Source organism: Streptomyces sp. NPDC107550 (genome assembly GCF_055639095.1).
In genome coordinates this window covers 37,237-51,254 of record NZ_JBVKBC010000016.1, presented here as the reverse complement: position 1 = coordinate 51,254, position 14,018 = coordinate 37,237, and the positions used below count along the sequence as shown (strand labels likewise).

At 74.9% G+C, this 14,018-nt stretch carries 11 protein-coding genes, 1 pseudogene and 1 riboswitch; of the genes and pseudogenes, 4 read left to right on the top strand and 8 right to left on the bottom strand.

The annotated features are described in order from the left end of the window. Positions 1-135 precede the first annotated feature (135 nt). Positions 136-1,361, top strand: a pseudogene (locus tag ACZ7LY_RS21405) (metallophosphoesterase). A 230-nt stretch (positions 1,362-1,591) separates the two neighbouring features. Beyond that, the gene (locus ACZ7LY_RS21400) at positions 1,592-3,013 is read left to right on the top strand and encodes an FG-GAP-like repeat-containing protein (protein ID WP_471626237.1); all 1,422 of its coding nucleotides are present in this window, start codon (positions 1,592-1,594) and stop codon (positions 3,011-3,013) included. A 61-nt stretch (positions 3,014-3,074) separates the two neighbouring features. Here ACZ7LY_RS21400 and ACZ7LY_RS21395 read toward each other — a convergent pair whose 3' ends face one another. The 5 genes from ACZ7LY_RS21395 to ACZ7LY_RS21375 form a co-directional block, all read right to left on the bottom strand. Next, positions 3,075-3,917, bottom strand: coding sequence for a DUF1206 domain-containing protein (locus ACZ7LY_RS21395; RefSeq protein ID WP_471626236.1), 843 nt, complete (start codon positions 3,915-3,917; stop codon positions 3,075-3,077). A 107-nt stretch (positions 3,918-4,024) separates the two neighbouring features. Then, entirely contained in the window at positions 4,025-4,951 is a 927-nt protein-coding gene (locus ACZ7LY_RS21390; RefSeq protein WP_471626235.1) for a sucrase ferredoxin, read from the bottom strand. A gap of 10 nt (positions 4,952-4,961) precedes the next feature. Continuing rightward, on the bottom strand, positions 4,962-6,089 hold the full coding sequence (locus ACZ7LY_RS21385) for a cupin domain-containing protein (RefSeq protein WP_471626340.1): 1,128 nt from the start codon (positions 6,087-6,089) through the stop codon (positions 4,962-4,964). Positions 6,090-6,163: 74 nt separating this feature from the next. Next, on the bottom strand, positions 6,164-6,496 hold the full coding sequence (locus ACZ7LY_RS21380) for a BatC protein (protein WP_471626234.1): 333 nt from the start codon (positions 6,494-6,496) through the stop codon (positions 6,164-6,166). Positions 6,497-6,617: 121 nt separating this feature from the next. Continuing rightward, entirely contained in the window at positions 6,618-6,893 is a 276-nt protein-coding gene (locus ACZ7LY_RS21375; RefSeq protein WP_471626233.1) for a hypothetical protein, read from the bottom strand. 202 nt (positions 6,894-7,095) lie between these two features. Between ACZ7LY_RS21375 and ACZ7LY_RS21370 the strand changes: the two genes are divergently transcribed. Further along, the gene (locus tag ACZ7LY_RS21370) at positions 7,096-7,770 is read left to right on the top strand and encodes a hypothetical protein (RefSeq protein ID WP_471626232.1); all 675 of its coding nucleotides are present in this window, start codon (positions 7,096-7,098) and stop codon (positions 7,768-7,770) included. A gap of 33 nt (positions 7,771-7,803) precedes the next feature. Here the strand turns inward: ACZ7LY_RS21370 and ACZ7LY_RS21365 are convergent, their stop codons facing one another. Continuing rightward, entirely contained in the window at positions 7,804-9,597 is a 1,794-nt protein-coding gene (locus ACZ7LY_RS21365; protein ID WP_471626231.1) for a SpoIIE family protein phosphatase, read from the bottom strand. Between the two features lie 258 nt (positions 9,598-9,855). On the opposite strand from ACZ7LY_RS21365, the gene ACZ7LY_RS21360 reads away from it, so the two are divergent. Then, on the top strand, positions 9,856-10,725 hold the full coding sequence (locus ACZ7LY_RS21360; protein ID WP_471626230.1) for a GNAT family N-acetyltransferase: 870 nt from the start codon (positions 9,856-9,858) through the stop codon (positions 10,723-10,725). A gap of 23 nt (positions 10,726-10,748) precedes the next feature. Here ACZ7LY_RS21360 and ACZ7LY_RS21355 read toward each other — a convergent pair whose 3' ends face one another. Beyond that, positions 10,749-12,428, bottom strand: coding sequence for a glycoside hydrolase family 13 protein (locus ACZ7LY_RS21355; protein WP_471626229.1), 1,680 nt, complete (start codon positions 12,426-12,428; stop codon positions 10,749-10,751). A gap of 84 nt (positions 12,429-12,512) precedes the next feature. Next, positions 12,513-13,607 (bottom strand): baeRF3 domain-containing protein, encoded by a 1,095-nt coding sequence (locus tag ACZ7LY_RS21350; RefSeq protein WP_471626228.1) that lies wholly within the window; start codon positions 13,605-13,607, stop codon positions 12,513-12,515. Positions 13,608-13,762: 155 nt separating this feature from the next. Next, a riboswitch (cobalamin riboswitch) is annotated at positions 13,763-13,960 on the top strand. Positions 13,961-14,018: the final 58 nt, after the last annotated feature.

Sequence of the window (14,018 nt, the reverse complement as noted above, 5' to 3'; positions counted from 1 at the left end):
GAGGAACGGAACCATCCGGTCAGTCGGTCTCTCCGGCCCCCTGCCAGCGGGTCCGCCCGGGGTGGGGGCAGCCCCCGTGTCCCGGATACAGTGCGCGGGAAACCGGCCCGGTCAGGCCCGGTGAGGGAGGAACACGTGACCGCTACCAGCAACGCCCGGCCCGCCGACGACGCGGAGCGAGGCCCCCGCCCCGGCCTGCTGCGCCGCCTCATGCGGTACATCCCGCTCGTCGCTCCCCTGCTGCTGTGGGGCGTGCCCTGCTGGGTGCTCCTGTACGCGGGCCAGGGCTGGCCGGCGCCGGTCACGCTCGCCGGGACGGCCCTGTGCGTGCTCGGGCTCGTCGTCATGCCGCTGGCCATGGCGCGCGGTCACGGCCGCCGCCAGCAGGACCGGGCGGCCGTCGTCGGGGACGCGCTGCTGGGCGTCGGCTGGGTGGTGTTCACCTGGTCGGTCCTGCTCGGCGTCGTGCTGCGGCTCGTGCTCGTCCTCGCGCGCGTGGGCACGGGCCAGGACCGGGCGCGCCTGGTGACGTGGGCCGTCCTCGGGGTGAGCGCCGTCCTGCTGCTGTGGGGTACGGGGAGGCCCGCCGCGTCCCCCGGGTGCGGCGCGTCGAGGTCGAACTGCCGCGGCTCGGCGCGGGGTTGGACGGGCTGCGGGTCGCGCTCCTCACCGACACGCACTACGGGCCGCTCGACCGCGCGCGCTGGTCGCACCGCGTGTGCGACAAGGTGAACGGTCTGGACGCCGACCTCGTGTGCCACACCGGCGACATCGCGGACGGCACGGCCGCGCGCCGCCGCGCGCAGGCGCTTCCGCTCGGCACGGTACGGGCCGCCCACGCGCGCGTGTACGTCACCGGCAACCACGAGTACTACAGCGAGGCGCAGGGCTGGGTCGACCTCATGGGCGAACTGGGCTGGGAGCCGCTGCGCAACCGGCATGTGCTGCTGGAGCGCGGCGGCGACACGCTGGTCGTCGCCGGGGTGGACGACGTGACCGCCGAGTCCTCGGGGCTCGCCGGTCACCGCGCCCATCTCGCGGGGGCGCTGGAGGGCGCGGACCCGGAGCTGCCGGTGCTGCTGCTCGCGCACCAGCCGAAGTTCGTCGGCGACGCCGTGCGAGGCGGCGTCGATCTCCAGCTCTCCGGTCACACGCACGGCGGTCAGATCTGGCCGTTCCACCATCTGGTGCGGCTCGACCAGCCGGCCGTCGCGGGGCTGAGCCGGCACGGCGTGCGTACGCTGCTGTACACCAGTCGCGGGACGGGGTTCTGGGGCCCGCCGTTCCGTGTCTTCGCCCCGAGCGAAATCACGTTGCTGGTGCTGCGCGCGCCCCGGGCGTCCGGTCCGGCGTCCGTCTGACGCCGGCTCCGCCCCCACCAGTGACGGAGCACAAGTCCCGCCGGTGCGCGCCGGTTCCGCTCACGCCGCGGCCGACTCCCGCGCCTCGCCGTTCACTTCATTTCCACATCCGCGTGGGCAACCTGTCACCCTCCCCGGTGGTCTGGTGGGGTGCCGGTAAGGACAAGGCGTCCCAAGGGCGTACGGACGTACCGGTGACACAGCGTCAAAGCGACAGGAGTGTGGACCACATGGGACGGCGACGGACTCTCGCGGCGTGCGCGACGGTGCTGGCGGTGACGGGCGGGGTCCTCGCGGCACTGCCCGCGCAGGCCGCGACCGGCGGCTCCCGGACGGCCGCGGCGCGGGCGGGCGACCTCGACGGCGACGGCTACGGCGACCTCGCGGTCGGCGCGCCGGAAGGCACGATCGGGGGGTACGCCAAGGCGGGCTATGTCTCCGTGGTGTACGGCACCAAGCAGGGCGTCCGCACCCAGCGCCACAAGGGCATCACGCAGCGCACGGCGGGCATTCCCGGCACCCCGGAGAAGGGCGACCGGTTCGGCTCCGCGGTGGCCGTCGGCGACGTGGACGGCGACGGGTACGCGGACCTCGTGATCGGCGCGGGCGGCGAGTCCATCGGCGCGGTCAAGCGCGCCGGTTCGGTGACCGTGGTCTTCGGCGCGCGCGGCGGCCTGAGCAACAAGGCGATCGCGTTCCACGCGCCGACCCCGACGGCCCGTCAGGGCTTCGGCGACCGGCTGGCCGTGGGCGACTTCAACCACGACGGCCGGGACGAGATCGCGGTCGCCGCCGGCAACAAGGTGCAGGTGGTCAAGGGCGCCAAGAACCTGCGCAGCACGCCGAAGCCCGCGATGAAGGCGTACACCCCGCCCGGTGGCGGCGAGGGCGTCGGCCAGATCGCGGCGGCGGACGTCAACGGCGACGGGTTCACCGACCTCGCGGCCGTGGCCAACTTCGACGACCCGGCGGACGAGGGCACCCTCGGTGTCCTCGCGGGCTCGGCGCAGGGCCTGACCACGCGGGCGCTCGGCCGCAGCGGGCTGCCGTTCGCCGGGTACAGCATCGTGGCCGGGGACGTCACGGGCGACGGCAAGGACGACATCGTCATCGACACGGGGTTCTCGGACGGCCCGGACGACTACCTGCTGCGGATGTACCCGGGTACGGCGAGCGGGCTCGGCGCGGGCGTCCCGTACGGCGGTCCCGCGCAGCCCGGTGAGGCGGCGGCGCTGGCCGACTTCGACGGGGACGGGCACGCCGATCTCGTCACGGCGGACACCACGGCGACGGACCCGGACGGCTACAACAACGCGGGCGCGATCACGGTGGTGCCGGGCACGAAGACGGGCCTGGACTCGGCGCACACCCGCACGATCACCCTGGACTCGCCGGGGGTCGCGGGCGCCGCCGAGGGCAACGACCTGTTCGGCTCGGCGGTGAGCGCCGGGGACTACAACGCGGACGGCGCCGCCGACCTGACCGTCGGCGCGCCCGGCAAGTACCTGGGCGCGGGCGCGTTCAGCGTGCTGCCCGGCTCGGCGCAGGGTCCGACCGGGGAAGGCTCGCTGCTGATCAACCCCGATCACCTGGGGCACCCCTCGGTGAAGGCCCGCTTCGGTTCGGCGCTCGGCGCGACGACCCGGCCCTGACCGGAGCGCCGCCTGTCCGTACGGCGCCGGGTCGGCCCGGCGCCGTACGCCACGCCGCGGGTCAGACCTTGCGCCAGCGGGCGTTGGCCCAGGAGAAGACGCCGAACGCGGCGAGGCCCACGGCGATCAGCGCGAGCAGCCAGGGTCCTGCCGGGGTGTCGGTGAAGGAGCGCAGGGTGTCGTCCATGCCCTTGGCCTTGCCCGGCTGATGCCGTACGGCCGCGGTGACGGCGAAGCCTCCGGCGGCGGCGAAGACGATGCCGCGGGCGGCGCCGCCGCACACGCCGAGGACATCGACGCACCGGCGGGCCCGGGGCGACATCTCCCCCCTCTTCAGATGCTTGTGGAACTTCCGCCGGATCGCGCGGACGGCGATCCACACGCCGGCGACGACGACGCCCGCGCCCGCGACGCCGACGAGCCACTGCCCGAACGGCCAGTCGAGGACGGTGGCGGTGACGTCCTTGGAGCTCTTGTCCGAGCTGCCGCCGCTGGAGCGGTCCCCGGCGGCGAAGGACAGCACGGAGAACGCGACGAACCCGTAGAAGACGCAGCGGCCGGCCGCCATCGCGCGTTTGCGGGCCTTGCCGCCGTCGGGTCCCGCCTGTCCGATGACCGCTTCGGACAGGCGCCACAGGGCCATCCCGGCGAGCGCGACGCCCAGCAGCCACAGCAGGACGGACCCGAACGGCTTCTCGGCTATCTCCGCGACGGCCCCGCCCCGGTCGGCCTGGCGCCGGCCGCCGCCGTCGAAGAAGGCGATGCGCAGGGCGAGCACGCCGATGAGTACGTAGATGACTCCGCGGGCGACGAAGCCCGCGCGGGCCGCCGCGGCGACCGCCGGGTGGCGTGCGGCGCGCCGCGCGGTCCCGAGTCCGTGGGGGGTCATCGATCTGGTAACCATGACAGCCGCTTGCCCCGCCAGGGGCTCTCAACTCCCGGAAGCCATACCTCCGCGCACGGGTGGGGCCGTGAGATACGCGACTGCCGTGCGGGGCGTCGGCGGGGCGGTCAGCGGGGCGCCTCGGTGATGGTGAGGGCTTCGTGGACGACGGTCGAGCTGACCGCGACACCCCGGCAGGTGAGTTGGCGGGCCGGCGTGCGGTGGGAGCGGACGCCGACGTCGTAGGCCGGGGAGCCGGGGGCGCGGCCCGCGACCCGAACGCGCCACTGGTCGCCGTCGCGGACGGTCGCCTCGACGGCGTAGTGGTGGCGGCCCGCCGGTCCGTAGCGGGCGAGGACGGCGGCGACGGCGGCCTGCTGGGCGGGGATGAGGTCGGTGTAGCCGCGCAGATGCTCGGCGTGGACGCGGTCGGCCAGGTGTTCGCGTACGGCGTGGACGGCGGAGTCGGCGTCGAGGTTGCCGTAGTAGACGCCGTCCGGGGCGACGACGACGTTGGCGGCGAACCGGTCGCCGCCGACGTGCGTGCACTCCCATACGAGGTCGGGCCAGCGCTCGCTCAGCGCCCGTCCCACGGGCCTGCCGCGTACGGCACAGCAGGCGTCGTGCAGGCCGTGCGCGCAGACGAGGACGACGGGCGGGGCGCCGACTTCCCCGAACACGATCTCGCCGGGCGCGTCGAGGGCTTCGAGGGCGTCGGCGATGGCGGCCAGGTCCTCGTCGCGCTCCCACGCCCCCCACCGCTGGCGGTGGGCGCCGTCCGCGTCGTAGCGCAGGACCGCCCAGCGCGGCGCTTCCTCGGTCCGGCGGCGGCCGTGGCGCCGGACGAGCAGGATGCGGGCGCGGAGGGCCTGGGCGGCGGCGTAGACGCGGCGGTGGGTGCCGGGGTCGAGGGCGAGGCCGTCGAAGCCGTTGGCGGGCCAGCCGCCCCGGTACTCGATGAGCACCCAGGTCGACCCGTAGGGGGCCGTGCCCGCCAGCGGGTCGGCGCGCCCGCGGGCCGCGTCGGCACAGAAGAAACGTCCCCGCCCGCTCATCCGCGCCGCCTCAGGGCCGGGCGGGCACCAGGACGCCCGCGCGCAGGAGCCTGCCGACGAGTGCGACGTCCGCCTCGCCCGCCGTGTGCGGGTGCCCGTCGAGCAGGCGGTGCGCGGCGGCGAGTTCGTGCTCGGCGAAGTCGAGCCAGCCCACCCGGGTGTACAGGCGGGCGCCTTCCCAGCGGGCGTCGAGTGCTTCGCGCAGCCGTACCTCGGTGCCGGGGCCGAGCCCTTCGAGGGCGCGGAGCTGGGCGAGGGGGCCGAGCGGCGCGGGGCGGGCCGTCGCGCGCCGGGCGCGGTGGAAGCGCGGCGCGGGATCGGCGCCGGTGAGGGCGGCGGCGAGCCGGTCGCGGACCAGGGCGAGTTCGTCGGCGGGTACGCCGGTGCCGAGCGGCAGGGACGCGCGCATCGCGGGGTCGTCGCGCAGGGCGTCGAGCGCGGCCTCGGCGAGATGGCGGGCGAGGGCGTGCCGGGTCCACGTGTGGACGCCGAGGGTGAGGTGGAGGGAGACCTCGCCCTGGGCCCGCGCCGCGTGCAGCCAGCCGCGCGGCAGGTAGAGCACGTCGCCGGGGGCGAGGACGGTGTCGATGCGGGCGGGGCCACGGGCGGCCTCCGCGACGGCCTCGCGGTGGCCGGTCCAGGGCTGGTCGCGCAGCGGGGCGGGGTGCACGGGCTCGTGGATGATCCAGCGTTTGGTGCCGGCGACCTGGACGACGAACACGTCGTGGACGTCGTAGTGGTCGTCGAAGCCCTGGTTCTGCGGCGGGGTGACGTAGGCGTTGGCCTGGACGGGGTGGCCCAGTTCGGTGCCGAGGCGCGTGGTGAGGTCGGCGACGGGGTCCCAGGTCCGGTGCAGGGCTTGCAGGACGAGGGTCGCGCCGTCGGCGAAGGCACGCCACAGGGCGGTGTCGTCGAGCTGGTCCGGGACGGAGGCGCCGACGCCCGCGGGCGCGGTGAAGGAGGCGTCGGGGAGGGTGGCTCCGTCCTTGGCGACGCGCAGGAAGGGGGTGCGCAGGCCGCGCCGGGAGACGAGTTCGTCCACGGCGTCGGCGCCGAACACGTCGGTGAAGTCGTCGGCCGCGCGGGTGAGCAGAGGGGCGCGCCCCCAGTGGTCGCGGGCGAAGTCGTCGCGGGTCATACGGGTCAGGCGCGCGTCGAGGACACCGGTGCCGGGTGCGGCACCGGTGTCCTCGCGGGCGGGGGTCGACAGGCTCAAACGGCCCCTCCGCGCTCGTCGGCCGCGCCGTCCGCACCGCCGTCGTGGACGCCCGGGGTGCCCGAGGCGCCGCCGTCCGCGGGCCCTTCGGCGCCACCGTCCGCGCCACCGTCGTGCACCCCCGGCGTACCCGAAGCGCCGCCGTCCGCGGGCCCTTCGGCGCCACCGTCCGCACCGCCGTCGTGCACGCCGGGGGTGCCGGCCGCGCCCCCGTCCGCCGGGCCCTCCGCGCCGCCGTCGGCGCCGCCGTCGTGGACGCCCGGGGTGCCGGACGCGCCGCCGTCCGCGGGGCCTTCCTGCTGGTTCGGGTCCTGCTCGGGGTTCGTCATGTTTCCTCCTGGAAATGGACGGTCGGGACCGGTCGGGTGCACCGTGTACCCCCGTATCCCCTCTCCTCACCAAGCTCCCCCACCCCGAACCGGGCGGCAACTTCAGCGGGCGGCCGGCCGGTCAGGGCGCGGAGACGGCCACACGCCGGACGCGGACGTCGGTGACGGTGACGCCGGGGGCCGTCCACCCGCTGGCCGGCGGGGTCGCCGCGCGGGCCTGCTCCTCGGTGTCGAACAGCATCATGGAGAAGCCCTCGCCGTCGTCGGGCTCCAGCCAGTACCCGCTGACGAAGCCCTCCGCCGAACGGATCGCGGGCAGGATGTCGTTCATGAGCGCCGCCGCGGCGGCCGGGGCCTGCTCGGGGTCGATCCTCAGCGTCACGAGTGCCGCGTGCATACGTACGTCCTCTCCAGTGCGTCCCGCCGGGCCTGTGTCCGGTACGGGTCTCATCGTCACCCAGGAAGACCGTCCGTCCCACTCGAACTCATCGCTCGTGTGCCCGCGGGCGCTGGTGGGGGCGGAGCGGGCCCGAGTACAGTGCGGCCTCGTTCGCGTACGCCGGGCGCGCCGGGCGCCCGCGGAGGGGAAGGGGCGAGCCGTGGTGAGGGCGGATGCCGTCGCGGAGCCGCGACGGCCGGGCGGGGTACGGGTGTTCGCGGTGGCCGCGTCGCTGGCGGGCGTGCTCGCGGTGACCGGGTGCTCGGGCGGGGACAGCGGCGACGACGCGCTGCCGACGCGGGCCGCGCCGCCCGCCTCGTCGGCCGCGCCGAGCCCGCTGGTGGCGACCGAGGCCCGGGACTTCGGCCGGTACTGCGGAAAGGACGGGACGACCGCGCCGCTCGACGGGCAGCCCGCGTACCGGGGCGCGGGTCCGCATCCGGTGCACATCCAGTCGGACGTCAACACGGACCTGTTCCCGAGGCCGACGGCCTCGCCCGCGCCGGCGCGGCAGGACCCGTACCGGCCGGAGCCGGGCAAGGCGCAGCTCGTCGCGTGTCTGCGGCCCCATGGGAAGGGGCCGCTGCTGAAGACGTGCCGGTACATGTCGGACCACACCGTGTACGTGAGGCAGGGCGTCTTCCGGCTCGATCTGCTGGAGGCGCGCACCGGACGGAAGGTGGGCTCGGCGGACACGCGCGGGCCCGCGCACGCCTCCTGCGACGCGACGGTGATCGTCACCGACGGCTCGGACCCGGAGACCACCCAGCTCACGTACCCCGCGCTGGGCACCCTCCGCGAGTTGCTGGGGCGGTGGGTGGACGCGCGCAGGTGAACGGGCGGGGCGCCGGCGCCCGCGTGGGGAGCGTCAGGGTTCCTCGGGGCCGTCCTCGTCGAGTTCGAACCAGACGGTCTTGCCCTCGGGTTCGGGGCGTACGTTCCAGCGGTGGGCGAGCAGGTCGAGCAGGATCAGGCCGCGTCCCGAGGAGGAGAGTTCGCCCGGCGCGCGCCGGTGCGGGACCTCGTCGCTGCGGTCGGTGACCTCGACGCGCAGCCGGCGGCGGCCGGTCAGCCCGGTGATGTCGGCGCGCAGCACGGCGGCCTGCTCGGTGTGGATGAGGACGTTGCCGAGGAGTTCGGAGACCAGCAGGAGCGCGGTGTCGACCTGTTCGGGGCGGGCCCAGTCGTGCAGCAGCCCCTGGAACTCGATGCGGGCGTCCGCGATGCCCTGCGCCTGATCCTGTTCGAGCGTGAAGCGCAGATGGCGGCCGGTCGCGGCGACGTACGAGCCGGACGGGTCGCGGCGCAGGAGCAGCAGGGCGATGTCGTCCTCGGTGTACGAGGTCGCGGGCCTGCCGCCGCCGGGTACGGGTTCGGGCGCGACGACCGCGTACAGCAGCCGGTCGGCGAGCCCGTCGAGGTCGTCGGCGCTGCCGGGGGTGAGCGCGTTGCGCACGCGGAGCCAGCCGGAGTACATGTCGTGGCCGCCGGACTCGATCAGCCCGTCGGTGCACAGCATCAGGATCTCGTTCTCGCGCAGGGTGACCTCGCTGATGGGGTAGTCGGCCTCCGACTCCCCGAGGTCGAGCCCGAGGGGCAGCCCGCCGCGCACGTGTTTGAGCAGGCAGGTGCCGTCGGGGAGCCGCAGCACGGGGTGCGGGTGGCCGGCGCGGGCGATGCGCAGGGTGCCGGTCGCGGGGTCGGCCTCCAGGTAGACGCAGGTGGCGAAGCGGCCCTCGCCGAGTGAGGTGAGGAACTGGGAGGCGCGCACGAGGACGGCGTCGGGGCCGTGGCCCTCGGCGGCGTACGCGTGGATGGCGGTGCGCAGTTGGGACATGAGCCCCGCCGCCTGTACGTCGTGGCCCTGGACGTCACCGATGACGAGGCCGAGCCGCCCGCTGGGCAGGGCGATGCTGTCGAACCAGTCGCCGCCGACCATCAGGCCGCCGCCGGTGGGGACGTAGCGGGCGGCGACGGAGAAGCCCTCGACGCCGGGCCCGGTGCGGCCCATGCTGCTGCGCAGGCTGCTGGAGAGCGCGTGGTCCGCTTGGCCGTCGTAGGTCTGTTCGATGCTCTGGCCGAGGAGGCGGGCGACCGTCATGAGGAAGGGGCCGCTGCCGTCCGCGATGCGTACCGGGGCGTCGAACGCGGCCATCCACACACCGGTGAGCCGCCCGTACGTGGTCAGCGGCAGGAACGCCCACGCGGCCTGCCCCTCCCGGTCGAAGCCGCGCCAGCTCTGCGGGAAGCGGTCGCGGAACTCCTTGGGGGAGGTCAGGAAGACCGGGCGGCCGGTGCGGGCCGCCTGCGCTGCGGGGTGGACGGTGTCGAGGGCGACCCGGAACGCGTCTCCCTCGCCTCCGACGCGGCCCACCTGTCCGACGCAGTGCAGCAGGTCGCGGTCGGCGCGGAAGACGGCCTGGCCGCACAGCGGGAGATCGGCGTCAGCGAGTTCGGCGAGCAGGTCGAGTGCCTCGCCGAGCGTGCGGACCCGGGCAAGTTCGTGGCCGGTGACGAGGAGGGCCGCCTCCCGGTGGCGCAGCGGCCCGAACGGGCGGTGCGCGCGGCCGCCCGCGGGGCCCGCCAACTGGTTGAGCGTGTCGAGCTGCCGCACCTCGGCGGCGTACTCCGCGCCACCGCCGTCCTCGCGCCCGCCTCCCACGTGCGACGACCTCCGCTCTGCTCGACGCGCACACTCCGCCTCCGGATCTGCAACCCCCATGCTCCGCCGAACGTCGCGGACGCGCCCGCTCAGCGCGCGCGTACGGGTCGCGGCGGGGTCACGGCGCGGGCCGGACGCGTGCCGGGTGCGGGCCGGGGGGTGGGCGAGCCGGGTGCGTGGTTCAGGTGCTTGCGGGGTGGACCCTCCCGTTGTGCGCGGTCCCCGGGCGTCCCGGGCGCGTCCGCGAGGATGTGCGCCATGCATCCGGACGACTGGCATCTCACCGACGACCTCGACGGCTTCCTCGCCCGCACCGGCCCGTTCCTGCGCTCGCGGCCCGCCCCGCACACCATGGCCCTGACCGTCCTGGAGAAGCTGCGGGCGGCCGCTCCCTCGCCCGCTGGTGAACCGGCGCCCTATTTCGGCACCCTTGAGCGGGACGGGCAGGTGGAGGCGGCCTTCTTCCGGTTGCCGGCCGGGGGCCTGAGCCCGACCGCCCTGACCCGCGAGCAGGCCGACGCGCTCGCCGCCCACCTCGTGGCGCGCGGCCTCGGCATCCCGTACGTCAGCGCCGACCGGGGCACCGCGCTGGCGTTCGCGGACGCGTGGCGGCGGCACGCCGGGGTGGCGGCCGCGCTCGGGGTGCGGATCCGCCTGTACCGGCTCGGCACGCTCACCCCGCCCGACCCGCGTCCGGCGGGGGCCGCGCGCCGGGCGGGCGAGGCGGATCTCGGGCAGGTCGCCCGCTGGTGCGGCGCGTTCTGCGCGGCGGTCGGCGAGCAGCCCGTCGTCACCGAAAAGAACTGGGCCTCTTCGCGCTTCGCCGACCGTCACTTCACGTTCTGGGAGGCTCCGGACGGGACGCCCGTCTCGATGGCGGCGGCCACGACGATGGTCGCCGGGATGGTGCGGATCGACCCGGTGTACACCCCGGCGGACGTGCGCGGGCACGGGTACGCGGCCGCCGTGACGGCGGCGGTCGCCCGCGCCGCGCTGGACGCGGGCGCGAGCGATGTCGTCCTGTTCGCCGACCCGGCCAACGCGACGAGCAACGGCGTCTACCAGCGGCTCGGCTTCGTCCCGGTCACCGAGTGGGAGACGTACCGCTTCACGCCGGCCGACCTCTGATCCGGCGCGCCGAGGAAGAACCCCTAACGCTGCCACCAGATCGTCGTGTCGGCGGGCAGTTCGACCTCGCTGCCCGCCGTGACGGTCTCCTGCGCGGCGGGCAGCGGCCCGGAGGCCACGAGCACCCGGCCGGGGGCGCCGATCCTGACGGGGGCGCCGGTGGTGTTGACGGTGCAGGCGAAGCCCGGCCGCTCGAAGTGCAGCACCCCGTCCGGCACCTCGTCATGCCAGATCACGCTGTCACCCGCGCCGAGTCCGGGCTGGGCGCGGCGCACGGCGAGGGCGGTGCGGTACAGCTCCAGCGTCGAACCGGGAACCCCGGTCTGCGCCTCGACGCTCAGCTCGCCCCATCCGGCGGGCTGCGGCAGCCAACTGCCGCCCGGTCCGAACCCGTACGAGGGTCCCGTGCGCGACCACGGGATCGGGACGCGGCATCCGTCGCGGAAGCCGTCCTGGCCCTGCGCGCGGAAGAAGGAGGGGTCCTGGCGCACCTCGTCGGGCAGGTCGGTGACGTCCGGCAGGCCCAGTTCCTCGCCCTGGTAGACGTACGCCGATCCCGGCAGCGCCAGCATGAGCAGGGTCGCCGCGCGGGCCCGGCGCAGGCCCAGTCTGCGGTCACCGGCGGTGCGGATCTGCGTACCGAGGCCGGGCGGGTTGGCGTAGCGGGTGGCGTGCCGGGTCACGTCGTGGTTGGACAGCACCCACGTCGTCGGCGCGCCGACCGGGCGCATCGCGTCGAGGGAGGCGTCGATGACCGCGCGCAGGGCCGACGCGTCCCAAGGGGCGGTCAGATACTGGAAGTTGAACGCCTGGTGCAGCTCGTCCGGACGCACGTAGTTGGCGGTGCGCTCGATCGTCGGGGTCCACGCCTCGGCGACGAAGATCCGCTCGCCCTCGTACTCGTCGAGCAGGCGGCGCCAGCCCCGGTAGATCTCGTGGACGCCCTCCTGGTCGAAGAACGGCATGGCGTCGTTGCCGAGCAGCCGCAACTGTTCGCCGTCGCCCATGTCGGGCAGGCCCTCGGCCTTGATGAGCCCGTGGGCGACGTCGATGCGGAAGCCGTCGACGCCCATGTCGAGCCAGAACCGCAAGATCGAGCGGAACTCGTCGGCGACCGCCGGGTGCTGCCAGTTGAAGTCGGGCTGCTCGGGCGCGAAGAGATGCAGGTACCACTCGCCGTCCGGGAGCCGGGACCAGGCCGGCCCGCCGAAGACCGACTGCCAGTCGTTGGGCGGCAGTTCACCGGACGGGCCCTTGCCGGGGCGGATGTGGTAGCGCTCGCGCAGCGGCGAGCCGGGGCCCTCGGCGACGGCCCGCTTGAACCACTCGTGCTGGTCGGAGGAGTGGTTCGGCACGAGGTCCACGATGACGCGCAGGCCGAGCGCGTGGGCCTGCGCGATCAGGGCGTCGGCGTCCAGGAGTGTGCCGTAGACCGGGTCGACCTCGCGGTAGTCGGCGACGTCGTAGCCGCCGTCGGCCTGCGGGGAGGCGTAGAACGGCGACAGCCACACCGCGTCCACGCCCAGGTCCTTCAGATACGGCAGGCGGCGGCACACGCCCGCCAAGTCCCCCGTCCCGTCGCCGTCACTGTCGGCGAAGCTGCGCGGATAGACCTGGTAGATCACCGCGTCCCGCCACCAGTCGGTGGCCTCGCGGGTCGGGGCGGGCGGTGCGGGGAACTCGGCGGAGTGCTGCTGGGTCATGGCGTCCTTGGTGAGCGGCGTCCTGATTTCTCTGGACAAGGTAGACGAACCGGGCCGCTCAACCCGTCAGCGACGGCCGGGAGTTCAAAAGCGCAGCACGGCCGCGACGTGTCCGGCGTCCTCCAGGGTGCCGTCGGGGACGAACACCACGTCGGAGCCCGCTTCGAGGGCGGACTCCACGATCTCGTCGACGATGTCGTGCACGGCGTCGATGTCGTCGTCGGCGGCCGGCTCCAGATGGCCGTCGCCGGCGCGCACGGTGACGCGGTAGTTCTCCTCGACGACGAGCTGGTGGATGCGCCCGTCGGACGCCTTCTGCCACACCTCGTCGACGCCCGCCGCGTACGTGTTGTTGCCGCGGGCCCGGTCGAGCGCGGCGAGCGCGTCGGCGACGGTGCGGGCGGCGTCGTCGGCGCGGGCCGGTGCGACGGCCTTGGCGACCGCTTCGGGCGTGCCGTGCGCGAGACCGCCGAAGGGGACGTGGGTGGCGCCGTGCGCGGCGCGGCCGACCTCGGTGAGCAGCGACAGCGCGGCGGGCTCGCCGGTGACGTAGAGCGGGCGGGGGCGCTCGGCGAGGACGTCGGCGAGGGCCGCGTCGGCGTCGCGGAAGAACTGGCGGGTCGCCTCGTCCTGGTAGGTGCTCGGCACGTCCCCGATGCGTTCCTTGCGCTCCACGTCCAGGTCCTCGAGGCTGCGGGTCAGCGGGAAACCCTGCTCGTCGTCCTCGGTGACGCGGGCGCCGCGGCCGTCCCACAGGCTGACCCGGTCGGCGGCGACGGCGAGCACCCAGTAGGGGCGCTGCGCGGCGTCGGCGGCGACGAGGTTGCGGGTGAGGTAGGTGTCGGCGACGACGACCCGCTCGGGCATCTGGCGGTCCACGACCCAGGTCTCGTGCTCGCCGGGGGCGGCGAAGACGAGCAGTCCGTCGCGGGCGTGCGAGAGGTCCAGCTCGCGTACGGCGGCGTCCAGCTCGGCGACCACGTCGTCGCGCAGTTCCCGGGTGACGCCGGGGTCGGCGTCGAGCCTGCGGGCGGCCTCGCCGAGCAGGTTGCGCAGGCGCACGGGGTCCTGGGCGTTGTCCGGCTTGCCGCGGTGGGTCGGCATCGTCAGGGAGACCACGGGGTAGGTCCGCGTCCGGCGGAGTTCCTGGAGGATCGCGGGGGTCGGCGTGGAACGCATTCCTGTGCCCTTCTGCTGGGGTGGGGCGGCCGGGGCTCGCGGCACACGACTCGTCCATGCTGCCCATACCGGGGCATATTCCGCATGTGGTGCACGGCGGGCCGGGCGGTCCCGGGCGGCCCCGCACCCTCGGTGACCAGGGCTTCCCTTCTCTGTGATAGCTTCCGAGCGCCAGTCGTACCTTTGTGCGCTTACGAGCGTGTACGGGTCAGGGAATCCGGTGGAAGTCCGGAACTGACGCGCAGCGGTGAGGGAGACGGGCGGAGCACACGCCACTGGGCCGCGCAGGCCCGGGAAGGCGCTTCGCGCGGGTGACCCCGAGTCCGAAGACCTGCTGGCAGCCGCCGGGGCCCGTGCCCCGGGCGGTCGACCATAGGCCGGCTCCGCGTATGAGCCCTGGATGCTGAGGAC